Annotated in this window: 19 protein-coding genes and 1 tRNA gene; 8 read left to right on the top strand and 12 right to left on the bottom strand. The window is 71.8% G+C overall.

Annotated features, from left to right (window positions below; genetic code table 11):
- Positions 1-53: 53 nt before the first annotated feature.
- From L2C96_RS14095 to L2C96_RS14085, 3 genes are read right to left on the bottom strand one after another with little or no spacing between them, the layout of a single operon-like run.
- A complete protein-coding gene (locus L2C96_RS14095) occupies positions 54-455 on the bottom strand; it encodes a DUF4259 domain-containing protein (protein ID WP_237336454.1) in 402 nt (133 codons plus the stop codon).
- 50 nt (positions 456-505) lie between these two features.
- On the bottom strand, positions 506-1,108 hold the full coding sequence (locus L2C96_RS14090) for an alpha/beta hydrolase (protein WP_237336453.1): 603 nt from the start codon (positions 1,106-1,108) through the stop codon (positions 506-508).
- Positions 1,105-2,058 carry a ring-cleaving dioxygenase gene (locus tag L2C96_RS14085; RefSeq protein ID WP_237336452.1) on the bottom strand — a complete coding sequence of 318 codons (954 nt, stop codon included), beginning with the start codon at positions 2,056-2,058 and terminating at the stop codon, positions 1,105-1,107. The genes L2C96_RS14090 and L2C96_RS14085 overlap by 4 nt, the downstream gene beginning before the upstream one ends.
- Positions 2,059-2,152: 94 nt before the next feature.
- Here L2C96_RS14085 and L2C96_RS14080 point away from each other — a divergent pair, with 94 nt between their 5' ends.
- Positions 2,153-2,605: a MarR family winged helix-turn-helix transcriptional regulator gene (locus L2C96_RS14080; protein WP_020417004.1), complete on the top strand. Its 453-nt coding sequence runs from the start codon at positions 2,153-2,155 to the stop codon at positions 2,603-2,605.
- A gap of 256 nt (positions 2,606-2,861) precedes the next feature.
- Entirely contained in the window at positions 2,862-3,245 is a 384-nt protein-coding gene (locus L2C96_RS14075; protein ID WP_020417005.1) for a VOC family protein, read from the top strand.
- Here L2C96_RS14075 and L2C96_RS14070 read toward each other — a convergent pair.
- The 4 genes from L2C96_RS14070 to boxC are packed head-to-tail and all read right to left on the bottom strand — an operon-like array spanning position 3,242 to position 8,715.
- Complete coding sequence (locus tag L2C96_RS14070) at positions 3,242-4,099, bottom strand: amidohydrolase family protein (protein ID WP_237336451.1); 858 nt, start codon at positions 4,097-4,099, stop codon at positions 3,242-3,244. The genes L2C96_RS14075 and L2C96_RS14070 overlap by 4 nt on opposite strands.
- Positions 4,096-5,658: a benzoate-CoA ligase family protein gene (locus L2C96_RS14065; RefSeq protein WP_237336450.1), complete on the bottom strand. Its 1,563-nt coding sequence runs from the start codon at positions 5,656-5,658 to the stop codon at positions 4,096-4,098. Before L2C96_RS14065 ends, L2C96_RS14070 begins: the two co-directional genes overlap by 4 nt.
- Before the next feature lie 20 nt (positions 5,659-5,678).
- Positions 5,679-7,097, bottom strand: a complete 1,419-nt coding sequence (boxB, locus tag L2C96_RS14060) for a benzoyl-CoA 2,3-epoxidase subunit BoxB (RefSeq protein WP_020417008.1) — start codon at positions 7,095-7,097, stop codon at positions 5,679-5,681.
- Between the two features lies 1 nt (position 7,098).
- Positions 7,099-8,715, bottom strand: a complete 1,617-nt coding sequence (boxC, locus tag L2C96_RS14055) for a 2,3-epoxybenzoyl-CoA dihydrolase (RefSeq protein WP_237336449.1) — start codon at positions 8,713-8,715, stop codon at positions 7,099-7,101.
- A 76-nt stretch (positions 8,716-8,791) separates the two neighbouring features.
- Here boxC and ilvD point away from each other — a divergent pair, with 76 nt between their 5' ends.
- From ilvD to L2C96_RS14040, 3 genes are read left to right on the top strand one after another with little or no spacing between them, the layout of a single operon-like run.
- Positions 8,792-10,459 (top strand): dihydroxy-acid dehydratase, encoded by a 1,668-nt coding sequence (ilvD, locus tag L2C96_RS14050; RefSeq protein WP_237336448.1) that lies wholly within the window; start codon positions 8,792-8,794, stop codon positions 10,457-10,459.
- A gap of 8 nt (positions 10,460-10,467) precedes the next feature.
- The gene (locus L2C96_RS45315; protein WP_372491217.1) at positions 10,468-11,043 is read left to right on the top strand and encodes a transposase; all 576 of its coding nucleotides are present in this window, start codon (positions 10,468-10,470) and stop codon (positions 11,041-11,043) included.
- Entirely contained in the window at positions 10,944-11,309 is a 366-nt protein-coding gene (locus L2C96_RS14040; RefSeq protein ID WP_372491215.1) for a hypothetical protein, read from the top strand. The genes L2C96_RS45315 and L2C96_RS14040 overlap by 100 nt, the downstream gene beginning before the upstream one ends.
- 43 nt (positions 11,310-11,352) lie before the next feature.
- Here L2C96_RS14040 and L2C96_RS14035 read toward each other — a convergent pair whose 3' ends face one another.
- Positions 11,353-12,429 carry an epoxide hydrolase family protein gene (locus tag L2C96_RS14035; RefSeq protein WP_237336447.1) on the bottom strand — a complete coding sequence of 359 codons (1,077 nt, stop codon included), beginning with the start codon at positions 12,427-12,429 and terminating at the stop codon, positions 11,353-11,355.
- A 62-nt stretch (positions 12,430-12,491) separates the two neighbouring features.
- Here L2C96_RS14035 and L2C96_RS14030 point away from each other — a divergent pair, with 62 nt between their 5' ends.
- Both L2C96_RS14030 and L2C96_RS14025 read left to right on the top strand, forming a co-directional pair.
- On the top strand, positions 12,492-13,445 hold the full coding sequence (locus L2C96_RS14030) for a helix-turn-helix transcriptional regulator (protein WP_237336446.1): 954 nt from the start codon (positions 12,492-12,494) through the stop codon (positions 13,443-13,445).
- Entirely contained in the window at positions 13,442-13,825 is a 384-nt protein-coding gene (locus L2C96_RS14025) for a cupin domain-containing protein (protein ID WP_237336445.1), read from the top strand. Before L2C96_RS14030 ends, L2C96_RS14025 begins: the two co-directional genes overlap by 4 nt.
- A 161-nt stretch (positions 13,826-13,986) precedes the next feature.
- Here L2C96_RS14025 and L2C96_RS14020 read toward each other — a convergent pair whose 3' ends face one another.
- From L2C96_RS14020 to L2C96_RS14005, 4 genes are all read right to left on the bottom strand, one after another.
- Entirely contained in the window at positions 13,987-14,466 is a 480-nt protein-coding gene (locus L2C96_RS14020) for a hypothetical protein (protein ID WP_020417016.1), read from the bottom strand.
- A gap of 72 nt (positions 14,467-14,538) precedes the next feature.
- Entirely contained in the window at positions 14,539-16,236 is a 1,698-nt protein-coding gene (locus L2C96_RS14015) for a SelB domain-containing protein (protein ID WP_237336444.1), read from the bottom strand.
- Positions 16,224-17,504, bottom strand: coding sequence for an L-seryl-tRNA(Sec) selenium transferase (selA, locus tag L2C96_RS14010; protein WP_237336443.1), 1,281 nt, complete (start codon positions 17,502-17,504; stop codon positions 16,224-16,226). Before selA ends, L2C96_RS14015 begins: the two co-directional genes overlap by 13 nt.
- Before the next feature lie 18 nt (positions 17,505-17,522).
- Positions 17,523-17,617 (bottom strand) — tRNA-Sec (locus L2C96_RS14005).
- Positions 17,618-17,683: 66 nt separating this feature from the next.
- Between L2C96_RS14005 and selD the strand changes: the two genes are divergently transcribed.
- Positions 17,684-18,676, top strand: a complete 993-nt coding sequence (gene selD / locus L2C96_RS14000) for a selenide, water dikinase SelD (RefSeq protein WP_237336442.1) — start codon at positions 17,684-17,686, stop codon at positions 18,674-18,676.
- Positions 18,677-18,681 lie beyond the last annotated feature (5 nt).

The following is an 18,681-nucleotide window of genomic DNA, read 5'->3' as shown; positions in this document are numbered from 1 at the left end:
ACACCGGCAGGCCGCCTGCTGCCGCGGCGGCCTCTGCTGCGAGTGTCGAGGCGTCAAGCCCCCGCCAGCACCTCGCGCAGCCGGTCGATCTCCGACAGCCACGACGGGCGGTCCGGCGCCTCCCAGAGTTCGTCCAGTTCGGACTTCTCCGCGAGCACCCGGTCGATCGCGCGCACCGCCACGGCTCTCAACTCGCCTGGCAGCACCGGGATCGGCTCCTCCGGCCCGTAGCTGTCGTCCACCGGATCACCGCCCGGAACCTGCGACGCCACGAGCGCGGCCGCCGCCACCGCGAGCATTCCCTCGGGCGCCTCCAGGTACCCCGAGTTGCCCGCCGCCGCCTCCAGCGTCGTCCGGATCAACTCCCCGCGCTCACCGGCAGGCAGGTCGTCCAGCTCGTTCGCGAAGTCGGCGGCCTCGTCGTTGTCGAAGTGCCCGATTCCCCACGTTCCCATTGGTTCCTCCTCGAAGTCGCCGTGATCTTCGCAGGAGGCACCGACAAAAACTAAGCTGTCAGCCAGGCCTGCGCAGCCTGGAGGGCGTCCAGCGTGATCTGGTGCCCGCCTCGGTGGCGGTGCACCGTCACCGAGGCCGACCGCTCACGCAGCAACTGGATGAACTGCTCGTTCGACGGCAGCGGCGCCATCGGGTCGCGTTCCCCATTGGACAGGAACACCCGGGTGGCACTGAGGTCGTGCGCGGGCGGGTCCGGCACCCGCAGCATCGACGCGAACAACACCGCCTCCCGCACCACGTCCGGGCGCAACAGGACCAGCGCGCCGCCGATGTTGGCGCCGTTGGAGAACCCGACCGCGACCAGCCGCCGTCCGTCCAGTCCGTACTCCCGGCGTGCGTCGAGCACGAACGACGCCAACTCCTCAGTGCGGGCGCGGACGTCGTCGTAGTCGAAGACGCCCTCCGCCAGCCGCCGGAACCACCGCGCGGCGCCGTGCTCGGACACCGGTCCGGCCGGGGCCAGCAACGCGGCCGACGGGCTCAGCTCCCGCGCGAGACCCACCAGGTCGTCCGGCCCGCCGCCGGTGCCGTGCAGCAGCAACAGCACCGGCGCGTCCGGCGAGCCCTCGATGAACTTGTGCTCGAGCGTCATCGGTTGTTCTCGCCCGGGATGTCCAGCTTGGGCAGGGCGCGCTCGATCTGTTCGCGGTCCGGCTCCAGCCACGGCGGCAGCTTCAATGCGCGGCCGAGTTCCAGCAGCGGCTCGTCGATGGCGAACCCGGGCTGGTCGGTCGCGATCTCCAGCAGCGTGCCGCCCGGCTCGCGGAAGTAGATCGAGCGGAAGTACTGCCGGTCGAGGATCGAGGTGACGTTCACGCCCCGGTCGACGAGCTCCTCGCGCCACGCGGCCTGGCTCTCCTCGTCGGGCGCGCGCCAGGCGACGTGGTGCACGGTGCCCGCGGCGACGAGCCCGCGCGGGGCGTCCGGCGTGACCAGGACGTCGACCATCGCGCCCGGCCCGCCCTCACCGGCGGTGAAGCGCAGGCGGTTGCTGTCCTGGCTGCTGAAGGTCAGGCCCAGCTCGCCGAACATCTCGGCGGTCGCGTCCTCCTTGGCGACCGAGAGGGTCACCGAGTGCAGGCCGCGGATGGCGTGCTCGGCCGGGACGTGCCCGTTGTCCCACGGATCGCGCGGGTCGCCCTGCGGGTGCGCGACGAGCGCGAGCTGGAGGCCGTCCGGGTCGCGGAAGGTCAGGACGTCCTCGCCCTCCCGGTTGGCGATGCGACCGGTGGTTACGCCGGCCTCGGCGAGGTGGTCCTTCCACCAGCCGATCGAATCGGCGGGCACGGAGAACGCGGTCGTGGTGGCCTGGCCGGTGCCGAGGCGGCCACTGGGCGCGTCCGGCCACGGGAAGAAGGTCATCAGCGTGCCCGGCTTGCCGGACTGGTCGCCGTAGTACAGGTGGTAGGTGCCCGGATCGTCGAAGTTGACCGTCGTCTTCACCAGGCGCAGGCCGAGCGTGCGCAGGTAGAAGTCGGCGTTGCGCTGGGGGTCGCCGCCGATCGCGGTCACGTGGTGCAAGCCGCTCGTCTTGATGGACATCGTCTGCTCCTTTGCCGGGGCCTCAACCTAACCCGCAGAACCTCTCGCCAGCAAGATATATTCTGAGAAGAGTTCTGGTCGGTATAGTCATGGGGTGACCACTCCCGGCGATGACGAGATCGTGACCTGGTGGGGCCTCGTGATCGAGGGGTACCTCGCCACGCAGGATCGACTCATGGGCGAGATCGCCGAGCGGTTCGGCCTGGCGCCGGCGCCGTTCGACATCCTGCTGCGGCTGGTGCGCACGCCCGGCCACCGGATGCCGATGACGCGCCTGGCCACCGAGGCGGCGCTGTCCAGCGGCGGGTTCACGAAGGTGGCGGACCGGCTGGTCGCGGCCGGGCTGATCACCCGCAAGCCGAGCCCGGACGACCGGCGCGTGACGTTCGCGTGCCTCACCGAGCACGGGCGCGAGGTGGCGGAAAAGGCGCGCCAGGCGTGCGCCGAGATCCTGCGGCGCCGCGTGCTGGAGCCGCTGGGGCCGGAGGCCTCGCAGGCGCTCGCCGACGCGATGCGGACGTTGCGTGAAGTGAACGGCACCAGCTGAAACCCCCGTTGCCTCCAGCGAATTCGCGGCGCACGATTAAGGCATGTTTCGTTGAGCGGCGGAGCCGCTTGGACCACCTGTGCAGCTTGCACCGCCGCGGGTTCTGAGGCGGCTCCTCGCGAGGACAGCGCCGACGTGGTGACCTGGCGGTCATGAGGAGGCGATCCCACAGCGAGGGGCCGCCTCAGGTTCGGCTACCCGCACCGCCACGCAGGCTGCCGATGAACATTTCATGCTCTCGTGAAGGAGGCGGGCCATGCTCACCAAGTCGACCATCACGCACATGCTCCCGGCGCAGGATGCCGATCGCGCCCGGCACTTCTACGGTGACCAGCTCGGCCTGCGCCAGACCGACACGGGGCCCGACGGCACCTGCTACTTCGAGGCAGGCTCCGGGCACGTGATCGGCCTGCGCCCGCTGCCGGACACCAAGCCGAGCGAGAACACGGTCCTCAGCTTCGAGGTCGAAGACATCTCCGCGGAGGTCCGCGACCTGGAGGAACGCGGGGTGCGCTTCGCCGACTACGACACCGGCGACCTGCGCACCGAGGGGCACATCGCCACGCTCGGCAAGGAGAAGGCGGCCTGGTTCGCCGACACCGAAGGCAACTGGCTCTGCCTCCACCAGGCGATGCGTTAGATCCCCAGCCCCGGGTAGAGCTTCGCGGCGTTGCCGGACAGCACGTCTCGCACGACGGCGTCCGGCAGGCCCAATTCCAGCAGCGCCCGGACGTTCCGCGCGGCGCCCGGGACGCCGGGCCAGTCCGTGCCGAACACGAACCGCCCGGCCAGCCGGGTGAAGTCGAACCGCGCGTAGTACTCCGGCAGCTTCCGCGGCGGCAGGCCGGACAGGTCCAGCCACACGTTGTCGCGCGCCAGCGCCAGGAACGCGGCCACGTCGTACCACCAGCCGCGGCCGCCGTGGGCGAACACGAACTGCACCGACGGGAAGTCCTCCACGACGTCAGCCATCAGCTCCGGGTTGCCGAAGCTCGCGCGGGCGCCGGGGAAGCTGCTCGTGCCCGAGTGGATGATCACCGGCACCCCGCGCTCGGCGCACACGTGGTACGCGGCGTACAACTCCTTGTCCCCCGGCGAGAACGCGCCGTGCACGGGGTGGATCTTCAACGCCACCGCGCCGAGGTCCAGCTGCCGCTCCACCTCGGCCGCCACCGGGTGGTGCAGGTACGGGTTCACGTTCGCCACCAGCCGGAACCGCGTCGGGTTCTCCGCGACCAGCGGCAGGTTGTCCTCGATCGGCTGGATCCCGGTCGCGCGCGGGCTGTACTCGCAGAACAACAACGCGCGGTCGACGCCCTCGGCCTCGAACAACGCGTCCAGCCGCGCGGGCACGACGTTCCCATCCGCGTCGTAGGCCGAGCGCCAGTCGTGCGGGCCCGAGAACCGCTCCGCCCACTCCAGCCACGCCGGTTTCAACGTGCTCAGCCGCGGCGCGTGGACGTGCGCGTCGACCACGGTGTAGCCGTCGATCACGTGAGCGCCCCCGGCCGCAGCGAATCCCGCACCAGCTCGCGGATCACGTTCCGGCGGATCTTGCCCGTCGCGGTCTTGGGCAGCTCCTCGACACCCACCACGGCACGTGGCCGTTTGAACGCGGCAAGCCCCTCGCGGCAGAAGTCGATCAACGCGTCCGGGTCGACGGCCCGCCCGGCGGCAGGCACGACGCAGGCCACCGGTTTCTCGATGCCGTCGGAGTCCGGCGCCGCCACCACCGCGACCTCGGCGACGTCCGGGTGCTGCAGCAACCGCTGCTCCACCTCGGCCGGCGACACCCAGATCCCGCCCGCCTTCAACATGTCATTGAACCGGCCCAGGCACGTGTACGTGCCATCCGGGTTGCGCATGTAACTGTCCCCGGTCCGCAGCCACTCGCCCTGGAACACCTGCTTCGACGTCTCGTACCGGCTCCAGTAGCCGAACGCGGTGGACGGCCCGCGCACGTACAGCTCGCCGGGCTGCCCGGTGGTCTCGATCAGCGTGCCGAGCGGGTCGCGGATCTCCAGGTCGTAGCCCGGCACCGCGACACCCGTGGTGCCCGGCACCACCTCGCCCGGCCGGTTGGACAGGAAGATGTGCAGCGCCTCGGTGGACCCGATCCCGTCCAGGATCTCCACCCCGAACCGGTCCCGGAACCGCTCGTAGATCACCGCGGGCAGCGGCTCGCCCGCGGACACCGCCTGCCGCACCGAGGAGAACGTGTCCGGCGGCAGGTCGGCGGCCAGCAGGGCGGAGTAGAACGTCGGCACCCCGAAGAACAGCGTCGGCCGCTCGGCGCGCACCCGGTCGGCGACCAGCTGCGGCGTCGGACGGCCCGGCTCGAACACCGTGCTCGCGCCGGCCGACAACGGGAAGAACGCGGAATTGCCGATGCCGTAGGCGAAGAACAGCTTGGCGACGGAGAAGCACTTGTCGTCGGGGCCGATCCCGAGCACCTGCCTGCCGTAGGTCTCGCACACCGCCCGGATGCTCGCGTGCCGGTGCATCGCGCCCTTGGGCTGGCCGGTGGTGCCGGAGGTGTACAGCCACAGCGCGGGCGAATCCGCCCACGTGTCATACGTTTCCCGTGGGTCTGCTGTGGACAGTCGCGTCCAGTCGTGTGTGGACACCCGGGAGAACTGGGCGGCGTCCGCGCGGTCCAGCACGACGTCGGTGACCTCCGGCGCCAGCTCGACCGCCTCCTTCGCGGCCGCGGTGAACTCCCCGGACACGCACAGCACCCTGGCCCGCGAGTCGGCGAGCACCCGGCCCAGCTCGGGCCCGGTCACCATGGTCGACACCGGCACCGGGACCGCCCCGGCGCACATCGCGCCGAGGATCCCGGTGAGCATCTCGACGCCGTCGACCATGCACAGCATGACCCGTTCCTCGGGCCGCACCCCGATGTCCGCCAGCCCGCCGGCGACGCGGTGCACCGCTTCGGAAAGCTCGGCGTAGGACAGCGTGCGCGAGACCGTGACGACCGCGGTGCGGGCGCCGTTGCCGTCCCGGACGTGCCGGTCGACCAGGTAGTCCGCGGCGTTGAACTCGACCATCGCGCCCGCCCTCCGCAGGTTTACAGGTACACGTACTCGTAGTCGAACGGCTTCCCGTTGATGCCCTGTCGCGGCGGGGCGACCCAGCTCGCGATCTTGCCCCGTTCGTACACCGGGTGCATGAGCGAGCGGACGAACGCGAGGTCCTCGTCGGTCGGCAGCCAGTGCCTGCGGCTGCGCTCCCAGGTCGCTTCGTCCACGATCGTCCCGTCCGGCGTGATGTGGTGGCCGGAGTTTATGCCGACTTTCCGGTTGAAACCAGGGTGCGGCAGGCGGAACCGGAAGTCGATGCCGGCGTCGGCGAGGATCTTGTTCCAGCGCTTGACACCGGAGGAGCAGTCGGCGATGTACTCGCCACGCAGGTCGAGGTTGAGCAGCAGGATCTTCTGCATCTCCTCGGTGGTCCAGGTGCCGTCGTCCTGCGGTTTCTCCAGCAGCGCCGCGTCCTCGGTCAGCTGGTGGTCGTCCTTGCGGCGGGTCTCCATCCAGCGGCCCTTGAGCCCGGAGGTGTAGTAGTTGGCCGCGTTGGTCGACGTCTCGCTGCCGAACAGGTCGAGTGAGACGGTGTAGTGGAAGTTCAGGTAGCGCTGGATGATGTCCAGCGGGATGCCGCCGTGCGCGGCGATGTCCATGGTGTCGTGCTCGCGGATCAGCTCGGCGCTGCGCGTCACCACGCGGTCGACACCGGTGGTGCCGACGAACATGTGGTGCGCCTCCTCCTTGAGCATGAACTCGCAGGTGCGCGACAGCGGGTCGAACGCGGACTCCTTCAGCGTGCCCAGCTGGTACTTGCCGTCGCGGTCGGTGAAGTAGGTGAACATGTAGAACGCGAGCCAGTCCGCGGTCTCCTCGTTGAACGCGCCGAGGATGCGGGGCGTGTCCGGGCTGCCCGAGTTGCGGTGGAGCAGCGCCTCCGCCTCCTCGCGGCCCTCCTTGCCGAAGTAGGCGTGCAGCAGGTAGACCATCGCCCACAGGTGGCGGCCCTCCTCCACGTTGACCTGGAAGAGGTTGCGCAGGTCGTACAGGCTGGGCGCGGTCAGGCCGAGCAGTTTCTGCTGCTCCACCGACGCCGGCTCGGTGTCGCCCTGGATGACGATCAGCCGCTGCAGGTCGGCGCGGTACTCGCCGGGCACCTGCTGCCACGCGGGCTCGCCACGGTGCTCGCCGAACGCGATGCGGCGGTCCGGGTCGCGTTCGGAGAGGAAGATGCCCCAGCGGTAGTCCTGCGGCACGACGTGGTCGAAGTGCGCCCAGCCGTCGCGGCCGACGCTGACCGCCGTGCGCAGGTACACGCCCTGGGTTTCCAGCGCCGGGCCCATCTCGGCCCACCAGTGCATGAACTTCGGCTGCCAGCCCTCCAGCGCCCGCTGCAGCCTCCGGTTGTCGGACAGTTCGACGTTGTTCGGGATCTTGGCGTCGTAGTCGATCCTGGTCGGCATCTCACACCCGCTTGCGGTCGAAGGAAGCCTTCTGGCCGGTGCCGTAGCGGCGCAGCGCGCCCTCCGGCCCGGAGGCGTTCGGTCTCGTGAAGATCCAGTTCTGCCAGGCCGTCAGGCGGCCGAAGATCTTGGTCTCGATGGTTTCCGGGCCGACGAACCGGTGGTTGGCCTCCATGCCGGTGAGCGCGTCCGGCGACAGCGCGGCGCGACCCTCCAGCACGATCCGGATCTCGTCCTCCCAGTCGATGTCGTCCGGGGCCTCGGTGACCAGGCCCAGCTCCACGGCCTCGCCCGCGGACAGCCGCCGGTCGCGCTCGCGCTTGAGCCAGTCCAGGTGGTCGTGCTCGCCGTAGAACCGGGATTCCAGGCGGGACAGGCCGTTGCCCATCGGGAAGGCGCCGAAGTTCGCGTCCGACAGCACGAGGCACGCGCGTTCGTCGCTGTCCTCGTCGTCGATCGGCGGGCCGTCCAGCATGTACTGGCGGTCGCAGGCCAGCGCGAGCTCCAGCAGCACCCCCGCGAAGCAACTGCCGGGTTCGATCAGGGCGATGAGGCTGCGGCTGGTGACGTCGAGGCGTTTCAGCGTGCGCTTGTAGTAGTGCAGGACCTCGTTGGACAGCCAGTCTGTGCCGGTGAGCACCTCCCGTTCGGCGGCGAGCACAGCGTCCGGGTCGCCCTCGGTGCGGAAGACCCAGGTGCCCAGCTCGGGTTCGTTGGTGCGCAGGCGCAGGACGAGGTCGTCCAGTTCGCGGGTCATCGCCAACAGCCAGCCGTCTGCTTGCGGTCCGCGGACGGTGATCGTGACGACGCCGGCGGCGCGGTCCAGCTCGGCGGTGGTGTTGGGGTAGGTGATGCGGTCGTCTTCTTCGCTGCGGTCGAGCGGTTCGAGCACGATGCCCTGCGCGTCCTGCGGCCGGTTGCTCCGGGCGGCGAGTTCCCGGGCGCGTTGTTCGACGACCGCGCGGAACTCCTGGCGCGGGACCAGCTCGTCGACCAGCCGCCAGTCGACCGCGGTGCGGCCCTTCACGCCGTCCGGACGGGTGGCGAACACGTCGGCGCGGTCCTTGCGGACCCGGCGCTTGTCGGTGACCCGGGTGAGGCCGCCGGTGCCGGGCAGCACGCCGAGCAGCGGCACCTCGGGCAGCGCGACGGTCGACGAGTTGTCGTCGACCAGCAGGATCTTCTCGCACGCCAGGGCGATTTCGTAGCCGCCGCCGGCGCAGCTGCCGTTGACCGCGGCGAGGTAGATCTGGCCGGAGTTCTCGGTGGCGTCCTCGATGCCGCCCCGGGTCTCGTTGGTGAACTTGCAGAAGTTCACCTTCCACTCGTGCGGGGAGCCGGCCAGCATCCGGATGTTCGCGCCGGCGCAGAACACCTTGTCCTTGGCGCTGGTCAGGATCACCGCGCGCACCTCGGGGTGCTCGAAGCGCAGCCGCTGGACGGCGTCGTAGAGCTCGATGTCCACGCCCAGGTCGTAGGAGTTGAGCTTCAGCTCGTAGCCGGGGACCAGGCCGCCCTGCTCGTCGACGTCCATCTCCAGCCACGCCAGCGGCGGCTCGATCCGGAGCCGCCAGTGCCGGTAGGAATCCGGATGCCGATCGAATGACACCGTCGTCATGACATCGATTCTCTACAACTTGTTCTCGGTCGTCAACGTTGTGTAGAGAGTGGATCTCGGGCCTATGGTGCTCAGCATGGCTGACCTCAAACCCCGGTCGCGGGACGTGACGGACGGGCTGGAACGCGCGGCGGCGCGTGGCATGCTGCGCGCGGTCGGAATGGGCGACGAGGACTTCGCCAAACCGCAGATCGGCATCGCCTCGTCATGGAACGAGATAACACCGTGCAACCTCTCCCTGCAACGGCTGGCGCAGGCGAGCAAGCAGGGGGTGCACGCCGGCGGCGGCTACCCGATGGAGTTCGGCACGATCTCCGTGTCCGACGGCATCTCCATGGGCCACGAGGGCATGCACTTCTCGCTGGTGTCGCGGGAGATCATCGCCGACTCGGTGGAGACGGTGATGGAGGCCGAGCGGCTGGACGGCGCGGTGCTGCTGGCCGGCTGCGACAAGAGCCTGCCCGGGATGCTGATGGCCGCCGCGCGGCTGGACGTCGCGGCGGTGTTCCTCTACGCCGGGTCGATCCTGCCGGGCAACGTCGACGGTCGCGAGGTGACGATCATCGACGCGTTCGAGGCGGTCGGCGCGTGCGCCCGCGGCCTGATCTCCCGCGAGGAGGTCGACAAGATCGAACGCGCCATCTGCCCCGGTGAGGGCGCCTGCGGCGGGATGTACACGGCGAACACGATGGCCTGCGCGGCGGAGGCGCTGGGCATGTCGCTGCCCGGCTCGGCGAGCCCGCCGTCGGTGGACCGGCGGCGCGACCGGTTCGCGCGGGAGAGCGGCGAGGCCGTGGTCGGCATGCTCGCCGCGGGGATCACCGCGCGGGACGTGCTGACGCGCGAGGCGTTCGAGAACGCGATCGCCGTCGTGATGGCGCTGGGCGGGTCCACCAACGCGGTGCTGCACCTGCTGGCGATCGCGCACGAGGCCGAGGTCGAGCTGACGCTGGACGACTTCACCCGGATCGGTGACCGGGTGCCGCACCTGGCCGACGTGAAGCCGTTCGGGCGGCACGTGATGACCGCGGTCGACCGGGTCGGCGGCGTGCCGGTGGTGATGAAGGCGCTGCTGGACGCGGGTCTGCTGCACGGCGACTGCCTCACCGTGACGGGCAAGACGCTGGCCGAGAACCTGGCCGAGCTGGCGCCGCCGGAGCTGGACGGCGAGGTCGTGCGGAAGCTGTCGGACCCGATCCACCCGACCGGCGGCCTCACGATCCTGCACGGCAGCCTCGCGCCGGAGGGCGCGGTGGTGAAGAGCGCCGGGTTCGACTCGTCGCGGTTCGAGGGCACGGCGCGGGTGTTCGACGGCGAGCAGGCGGCGATGGACGCGCTGCCGACGCTGCAGCCCGGCGACGTGGTGGTGATCCGGTACGAGGGGCCGCGCGGCGGGCCCGGGATGCGCGAGATGCTGGCCGTGACGGGCGCGATCAAGGGCGCCGGGCTGGGCAAGGACGTCCTGCTGCTCACCGACGGCCGGTTCTCCGGCGGGACCACCGGGCTGTGCATCGGGCACGTCGCCCCGGAGGCCGCGCACGGCGGCCCGATCGCCTTCGTCCGCGACGGCGACCCGATCGTGCTCGACATGGAGACGCGCACGCTCGACGTGGGGATTTCCGCGGAGGAGATGGCCGAACGCCGGTCCGGCTGGGAAGCGCCCCCGCCCCCGCGCCGCACCGGCGTGCTGGCCAAGTACGCCCGTCTGGTCGGCTCCGCCGCCCAGGGGGCCGTCTGCAATTAGACGTAGTATTGGCGGATCGGGCGTGGGCGCGGATCGAGCCGTTGTTGCCGGTGTCGGGGCGGGGTCGGCGGTGGCGGGATCACCGGCAGGTGCTCAACGCGATTCTGTGGAAGCCACGCACCGGCGCTCCGTGGCGTCTGCGGGCGCCCGGAAAAAGGGGGCTGCGCCCCCGCCGTCGAGGCGCTCGCGGTCGACGGGGAAGGACTCGGACGCTCCCGCGGAGGACTGAGCACCACAATCCACCTCGCCGTCGATGGCCGCGGGCTGCCGATGCGGGTGCTGCTCACCGGCGGCCACGCCGGCGACAACCCACAACCATTGCGACTGCTCGACGGCATCGCGGTCGCCCGAATCGGACCAGGCAGACCGCGATGCCGACCCGATCGTGTGGTCACGGACAAGGCCTACTCGCACTGGCGAAGGGGTTTCCCACATGCGTGCGCGACGCTCGTTGTTCGTTGCCCTGGCCACCTCGATCGGCGCGGTGCTCGCGCTGCTCGTCCCGGGAACGGCCGCGGCTTCGGACTACAACATCGCGACGGCCTCGAACGGCCCGAGCGGCAACTACTGGTACTACTGCGTGACGGACACCGGGGTGGAGGGCTGCTACCAGCCCTACGGCGACCTGTTCTACGTCCGCGACACGAAGGCGAACGGGCAAGCGGCCGAGGTCCGCTGGTACAACAACCTGAACGGGGCGCCCTACCGTCAGGGCACGTGCCGGAACAACCTCGGCTCCGGCCACTGGGGCGTGTGCGACAAGGACTTCCGCGAGGACAGCACGATCCGCTTCGGGGTCGACGGCGTGGGCAACGACGCGCGCCTGTACTCGCCGACGCTCTACGCCTGACGCCGCGGCCGGACCGCAGACCCGCGGTCCGGCCCGTCTGCGACTAGAGCGAGCCGAAGAACTGCCGGATGTCCTGCGCCAGCTCCGCGGGGGCCTGGTGCGCCGCGTAGTGGCCGCCGACCTCATAGGTGTGCCAGCTGACGATGTTCTTGTGGTCGCGCTCGGCGAAGCGGCGGATGGACTGGAAGTCGTTCGCGAAGCCGGCCAGCGCCAGCGGCACCGTGGTCGGCTCGGCGGGCGGTTCCGTCTGCGCGTCCTCCCAGTAGAACCGCATCGAGGACGCCGTCGTGCCCGTCAGCCAGTAGATCGCCAGGTTCGTCACCACGAAGTCATCGTCCAAGCCGGCGAGCAGCTGGCCGTTCCACCCGGCCAAGCCGGCCGGCGAGTCGGCCAGTGCGTGCGCCAGCGTCTGCGGCTGCTGGGCCTGCAGCTGGTTGAACGCGCCCATCTTCGACCAGAACCACTGCAGGTGCTCCAGCGCGGCGGCCTCCTCGGGCGTCAGGTCGGCCATCTCGGCGGGATCGCCCGACGGGAACGAGAAGATCTGCGTGACGTGCACACCGACGACATGCTCCGGGTCCACCCGGCCGACCTCGGGTGAGATCAGCGAGCCGCCGTCGTTGCCGACCGCGCCGTAGCGCTCGTAGCCGAGGCGGGCCATCAGCTCGGCCCACGCCTTCGCGACCCGGTACCGGTTCCAGCCGCGCTCGCGGGTCGGGCCGGAGAAGCCGAACCCCGGGATCGACGGGATCACCAGGTGGAAGTCGCGGGACAGCGGCTCGATCACGTCGAGGTACTCCACGACCGAACCGGGCCAGCCGTGCGTGAGGATCAGCGGCAGCGCGTCCTCGCGCGCCGACCGGACGTGCAGGAAGTGGACGTTCTCGCCGTCGATCTCGGTGGTGAACTGCGGATAGGCGTTCAATCTCGCTTCGAAGGCGCGCCAGTCGTAGCCGTCGCGCCAGTACTCGACCAGCTCACGCACGCGGGCGACCGGCACGCCGTAGTCGTCGCCGCCGTCGGCGAGTTCTTCGCTGAACCGGGTGCGGGCGAGGCGGTCGGCCAGGTCGTCCAGGTCGGCCTGCGGGACGTTGATGCGGAAGGGCTTGATCTCGGTCATGACACCAAGCTAGGCGGCCAATAGGAAGACTTCGTTCCTATTGATCCGGCAGACTCGGAAAAATGCTGGAGACCTCCGCCCGACTGCTCCGCCTGCTGTCCCTGCTGCAGACTCCCCGCGACTGGACCGGCGCTGAACTGGCCGAACGTCTCGAGGTGAGCACCCGCACCGTCCGCAACGATGTCGAGCGGCTGCGCAACCTCGGCTACCCGGTGCACGGCACGCGCGGCTCGGTCGGCGGCTACCGGCTGGGCGCGGGCGCCGCGCTACCGCCGCTCCTGCTCGACGACGAAGAGGCCGTCGCGGTGGCGATCAGCCTGCGCACAGCGGCCGGCTCCCTCACCGGCGTCGAGGAGACGGCGTTGCGTGCGCTGGCGAAGCTGGAGCAGGTCCTGCCGTCGCGGTTGCGGCGGCGCGTGCAGGCGCTGAGCACCTATGCCGTTCGTGCGCTTGCCGACAGCGAAGGCCCGCGCGTGAGCGCCGAAACCTTGAGCCTCCTCGCCGCCGCATGCCGCGACCACGAGCGGCTGCGGTTCGACTACACCGGGCACGACGGCACGACCGGTCGGCGCGTGGCGGACCCGTACCGGCTGGTGAACTGGGGAAGCCGCTGGTACCTCGTGGCGTGGGACTGCGACCGCGGCGACTGGCGCACGTTCCGGGTGGACCGGATGGAGCCGAAGATCCCGTCCGGCCCGCGGTTCACCCCGCGTGAGCTGCCCGAAGAAGTGACCGACCGGGTGCGCCGCGGGGTGTCGGCGGCAGCGTGGCGGTACCGCGCGGAGGTGACCGTGCACGCTCCGGCGGACGTGGTGCGTGAGCGGATCAACCCGGCGGTGGGCACGGTCGAAGCGATCGGCGCGACGACGTGCGTGCTGCACACCGGCGCGGACACCGTGCAGAGCATCGCCGTGCACCTGGGCCTCCTGGACCTGGACTTCACCGTGACCGGGCCGCCGGAACTCGTCGAACGGCTGCGGGTCCTGTCGCGGCGCTACCGGAAGGCCGTGTCGTGAAACCGTTCCAGACCAGGCGTCTCGCGGACACCGTCGAGGTGACCGCACCGGACGGCTCCGCGGTCCGTCCACTGTGCACACTCCCGGGCGTGGCGAGTTTCGCGCACTTCGCGCTGGAGCCGGATCAGGTGTCGCGGGCCGTGGCGCACGCGACCGTGGAGGAGATCTGGTACGTCGTCGGCGGCAGCGGCCGGATGTGGCGCAGGCAGGGCACGCGCGAGGAGGTCACTGAGCTGGCGCCCGGGGTGTGCCTGACGATCCCGCTCGGCACGGCGTTCCAGTTCCGGGCGGGCGCGGACGGGCTGACGGTGGTCGCGGTGACGACGCCACCGTGGCCGGAGAGCGACGCGGAGGCCGCACCGGCGCCCGGACCGTGGTGACTGTCGACTCGCCGCGACCGTGCGAGGCGCCTTCGATCGCGCCGACCTGGCCGCAGCACTCGATCACGCTGGCCGCGCGCAGGAAGCTCCGGCGTCACGTGGACGCCGGAGCCACCGGGTTCGCCGCCGCTATCGTCGGATCGCCGGCGGAGCCTGAACTCCTAATACCGGTCCGTGGTGTACGGCGTGCCGCTCTCGATGCTCGGGCTGACCCGCGGGTCGCGGCCCTCCTGCCCGGGCACCGGCGAGACGACCGGGTCGTTGAGCGAGTGGTCCGCCGGGCGCGGGGCGTTCATCCGCGTGTTGATCTGCTCGACGACCTGTTCCTCGCGCTGGCGCGACAGCACGGCGATGGTGATGCCGTGGGCCAGCGCCAGCACCAGCAGGAACACGCCGATGCGTCCCACGATCGCCGTCGGCGTGGTGCCGCCGGGGAAGTCGATCGTCGAGATGAGCGCGAGCACGCCCAGCGTCGCGATGTGGAACAGCACCGCGACCAGCCGGGCCATGGACGCCCCCGATTCCGATTCGCCCTGCCCGTTCGCCAGGTACCGCTTCCCGCTGTGGTAGACGAACTGACCGTCGACCAGGACGATCAGCGCGCCTATCACCAGGAAGGCCACATAGGCGTTCGTGTCCATGACGAGCTCCTCTCCTCACCGTGAGTCGAGTACCCGTCACGCTTCCGAGCGAAACCCGCGTGTCGTGGCAGCTCAGCGCAGGTGGCGCCGCGAATCCGGGGTTCGGGCGGTGATCGCGCGGGCGTCGAGCAGCTCCAGCAACGGCACCGCGACCCGGCGGGTCGTGTCCAGCGCTCGCCGGGCCTCGCTGACCGTGAACGGCTGCGGCAGCGTCCCCAGCACCTCGGCGGCCCGCGGAACCGCGTCGGGGCCGAGGAACACCCCGTCGGCGATCCGGGTCAGCCGCCCGGCGCGCACCGCCGCCGCCAGTTCCCGCGCGCCCAGCCCCAGCTCGGTGAGGTCGTCGGCCTCGGGCGCGCGGAACGGCTGCGACCGGAACCGCTCGTCCAGCCGCGCCAGCGCGGACAGCACCGGCGCGGGCAATCCCGCGCCCGGCCGCCGCACGAGGCCGTCGGCGATCACCAGCCCGGTGCCGTCCAGCGCGGCCGGCACCAGTTCGGCCGCGGGCAGGCCGGCCGCCTGGCGCAGCGCCTCCACCGGCATCCCGGCCGCCACGGGGTTGCGAGACGACCACTCGTCGAAGCGCGACAGCGCCTCCTCGCGCGCCCGCGCGAGGGCCGCGTCGTCCACGACCCACTCGCCGATCCGCTTGCCCGTCAACGGGAATCCCATCGCCCGCAGCTCGCTCGCGCGGGCGAACGGCGGCGGCGCCACCCGCCCGGCGGCCAGCTCCGCCGCCCGCGCACGCGCCGCACCACGACGCCGCAGCGGCGGCGGCCGCACGTCCAGCACCGTGATCCCGGCCGCGATCCGGTGCTCGCCGGGGTCCCGCAACAGTCCGGTGTCCCCGATGCGCAGCGGCAGCGGTTCCCGCAGCCGCAGCCGCGCCGCGTCCGTCCCGAGTGGACGGACGTGCACCGGGACCGCCGCCGCGCCGAGGTGCAGCACCAGCTCCCGGTGCAGCTCCCCCTGCGCGCGCACCGCGACGTCCACCTCCGAGGTGTGCACCCACGCCCCCGGCGTCAGCAGCGCGTCCCCGCGCCGCACCCGGTCGCGGTCCACCCCGCGCAGGTTCACCGCGACCCGCGCCACCGCGGTCACCTCGGTTTCCGCTGCGCCGAGCGACTGCAGCCCGCGGACGGTCACCCGCTCCCCGGCCAGCTCCAGCTCGTCCCCCGCGCGCAGGGTGCCGCCGGCGAGCGTCCCGGTCACCACCGTGCCCGCGCCGCGCACCGTGAACGCCCGGTCCACCCACAGCCGCACGTCCGCCGCCGGATCCGGCGCGGGCAGCCGGTCGACGAGCGCGCACAACGCCCTGCGCACCGGCTCCAGGTCCCCGCCGCGCCCGATCGACACCACGTCGCAGCTCCCGAGGACCGCCAGGTGGGAAAGCGCTTCCGCCGTCGCGGGCCCGGGATCGGCGAGGTCGGCCTTGGTCACGACGAGCAGCGCGTGCCGGACGCCGAGCGCGTCGAGCGCCGCCAGGTGTTCCGCCGACTGCGGCATCCACCCCTCGTCCGCGGCGACGACGAACACCACGGCGGGCACCGGGCCGACCCCGGCGAGCATGTTCGGCACGAACCGCTCGTGCCCCGGCACGTCCACGAACGCGAGCCGCCGCCCGTCGATCTCCGTCCAGGCGAACCCCAGCTCGATCGTCAGCCCGCGGCGTTGCTCCTCAGCCAGCCGGTCCGGCCAGGTGCCGGTGAGCCGCTCGACCAGCGTCGACTTGCCGTGGTCGACGTGCCCCGCGGTCGCTACGACGTACACGCGCGCACCGCCGCGAGCAGCAGTTCGTCCTCGTCCGGGCCGACCGTGCGCAGGTCCAGCAGGCACCGGCCGTGCTCGACCCGGCCCACCACCGACGGCGTCCCGGTGCGCAGCGGCTCCGCCAACGACTCCGGCAGGCTCACCGCGACCGACGGCAGCTCAACCCCGGGCGCGCCGCCGCCACCGACGGCCGAACGGCACGACACCACGCTCGCAGCGGGAATCCGCGAGGCCAGCGCGTCCGCCCTCCGGCGCAGTTCCGCCAGGTCGGCGACCAGGGCCCGCGCGACCGGCGGTTCGGCCCCGCGCAGGGTCGCCTCCAGCGCGGCGAGAGTCAGCTTGTCGACCCGCAACGCCCGGGCGGCGGGATGCCTGCGCAGCCGCTCCACCAGCTCGGCCGAGCCCAGCAGCAGCCCGGCCTGTGGGCCGCCGAGCAGCTTGTCACCGCTCGCGGTCACCAGATCGGCGCCGTCGCGCAGGACCGTGGTGGCGTCCGGCTCGTCCGGCAGGACCGGGTGCGGAGCGAGCAGCCCGGACCCGATGTCGACGACCAGCGGCACGTCCAGCGTGGCGAGCTCGCGCACCGACGCCTCCGCGGTGAAGCCGGTGACCCGGAAGTTCGACGGGTGCACCTTCAGCACGAAGCCGGTGTCCGGGCCGAGCGCCGCGGAGTAATCACGCAGGCTCGTCCGGTTCGTGGTGCCGACCTCGCGCAGCCGCGCGCCGGTGGACGCCAGCAGCTCCGGGATGCGGAACCCGTCGCCGATCTCGACCAGCTCGCCGCGGCTGATCACGATCTCCTTGCCGGGCGCCAGCGCGAGCGCGGCCAGCAACAGCGCCGCGGCGTTGTTGTTCACCACGTGCACCCCGCCCGCGGCCGGCACCGCCTCGGCGAGCGCGGCCAGCGCGCCCCGGCCGCGGCGGGCCCGGCGGCCGGTGGCGAGGTCGAACTCGACGTCCGTGCTGCGCCCCGCGGTGACCACAGCGTCCAGCGCCGCCTGCGACAGCGGGGCCCGACCGAGGTTGGTGTGCACGACGACCCCGGTCGCGTTCACCACCGGCCGCAACGTGGTCGCGGACGACGGCAGCGCCGCGATGGCCTGCTCGGCCACCTGCTCCGGCTCGATCTCCCCGGCCCGCGCACGGTCCTGCGCCGCCACGACCGCGGCCTTGACCAGGGCGCGGCCGAGCACGCGCTCCGCCTCGGCCAGGCGCGGGTGCGCGAGCAGCACGTCGGTCCGCGGCACGCGGCGACGGGGGTCCGTCACTCCTCGCTCCTCCCTGGGTGGCGGAGGCGGACGGGAATCGAACCCGCCGGCGACAGCGGCTGCCGCCCAACGGTTTTGAAGACCGCGCCGGTCACCAGACCGGATACGCCTCCTCGGGGGACACCCCATGATCGCAACTTCGCGCGGCCCGCGCAGCGCGAACGCGGCACGATGTGGGCATGGGCCATCGACTGACGCAGTACGCGCACGGCGGCGGGTGCGCGTGCAAGATCCCGCCGGGCGAGCTGGAGGACGTGGTGCGCGGGCTGGTCGGCAGGCAGCCGTGCGATCCGGCAGGCGAACTGCTGGTCGGCCTGGACGACGGCGACGACGCGGCCGCGGTGCGGATCTCCGGCGGGCTCGCGTTGATCGCCACCACGGACTTCTTCACGCCCGTCGTCGACGACGCCTACGACTGGGGGCGCATCGCGGCGGCCAACGCGCTCTCCGACGTCTACGCGATGGGCGGCCGCCCGGTGGTGGCAGTGAACCTGCTCGGCTGGCCGCGGGACGTGCTGCCGTTCGAGCTGGCGGCGGAGGCGCTGCGCGGCGGGGCGGACGTCTGCGCCGACGCCGGGTGCCACCTCGCCGGCGGGCACAGCGTCGACGACCCGGAGCCGAAGTACGGGCTCGCGGTCACCGGCGTCGGCGATCCGGATCGCCTCCTGCGCAACGATTCCGCCCGGCCCGGGATGGCGTTGTCGCTGACCAAGCCGCTCGGCATCGGGGTGCTGAACTCGCGGCACAAGGCGACCGGCGAGCGCTTTCCGGAGGCGATCGAGGTGATGACCACGCTGAACGCCCCGGCCGCCAGTGCCGCGCTGGACGCCGGCATCCCCGCGGCGACCGACGTGACCGGCTTCGGCCTGCTCGGGCACCTGTACAAGATGGCGCGCGCCAGCGGGGTGACGGCCGTCGTGAACTCCGCCGCGGTGTCCTATGTGGACGGCGCACGGGCGGCGCTGGCCGAGGGCTACGTCAGCGGCGGCACACGGCGCAACCTCGACTGGGTGCGGCCGCACGCCGACCTGTCCGCGGTGGCCGAGGAGGAGGCCCTGCTCCTGGCCGACGCCCAGACCTCGGGCGGCCTCCTGCTGGCAGGCGAGATCCCGGGCGCCCCGGTGATCGGCGAGTTCGTCCCGCGCGGGGAGCACGTCGTGGTGGTGCGCTGATCTAA

It is taken from the genome of Amycolatopsis tucumanensis (genome assembly GCF_021654135.1).
GTDB classification, from domain to species: Bacteria; Actinomycetota; Actinomycetes; order Mycobacteriales; family Pseudonocardiaceae; genus Amycolatopsis_E; species Amycolatopsis_E tucumanensis.
This window is presented reverse-complemented; position numbering and strand designations above follow the sequence as displayed.

What these genes read in the sequence shown, in the direction of transcription:
- L2C96_RS14095 (WP_237336454.1), bottom strand. Translation starts at nt 455, where the DNA reads ATGGGAACGTGGGGAATCGGGCACTTCGACAACGACGAGGCCGCCGAC.
- L2C96_RS14090 (WP_237336453.1), bottom strand. Translation starts at nt 1,108, where the DNA reads ATGACGCTCGAGCACAAGTTCATCGAGGGCTCGCCGGACGCGCCGGTG.
- L2C96_RS14085 (WP_237336452.1), bottom strand. Translation starts at nt 2,058, where the DNA reads ATGTCCATCAAGACGAGCGGCTTGCACCACGTGACCGCGATCGGCGGC.
- L2C96_RS14075 (WP_020417005.1), top strand. Translation starts at nt 2,862, where the DNA reads ATGCTCACCAAGTCGACCATCACGCACATGCTCCCGGCGCAGGATGCC.
- L2C96_RS14065 (WP_237336450.1), bottom strand. Translation starts at nt 5,658, where the DNA reads ATGGTCGAGTTCAACGCCGCGGACTACCTGGTCGACCGGCACGTCCGG.
- boxB (WP_020417008.1), bottom strand. Translation starts at nt 7,097, where the DNA reads ATGCCGACCAGGATCGACTACGACGCCAAGATCCCGAACAACGTCGAA.
- boxC (WP_237336449.1), bottom strand. Translation starts at nt 8,715, where the DNA reads ATGACGACGGTGTCATTCGATCGGCATCCGGATTCCTACCGGCACTGG.
- ilvD (WP_237336448.1), top strand. Translation starts at nt 8,792, where the DNA reads ATGGCTGACCTCAAACCCCGGTCGCGGGACGTGACGGACGGGCTGGAA.
- L2C96_RS14035 (WP_237336447.1), bottom strand. Translation starts at nt 12,429, where the DNA reads ATGACCGAGATCAAGCCCTTCCGCATCAACGTCCCGCAGGCCGACCTG.
- L2C96_RS14030 (WP_237336446.1), top strand. Translation starts at nt 12,492, where the DNA reads ATGCTGGAGACCTCCGCCCGACTGCTCCGCCTGCTGTCCCTGCTGCAG.
- L2C96_RS14020 (WP_020417016.1), bottom strand. Translation starts at nt 14,466, where the DNA reads ATGGACACGAACGCCTATGTGGCCTTCCTGGTGATAGGCGCGCTGATC.
- selD (WP_237336442.1), top strand. Translation starts at nt 17,684, where the DNA reads ATGGGCCATCGACTGACGCAGTACGCGCACGGCGGCGGGTGCGCGTGC.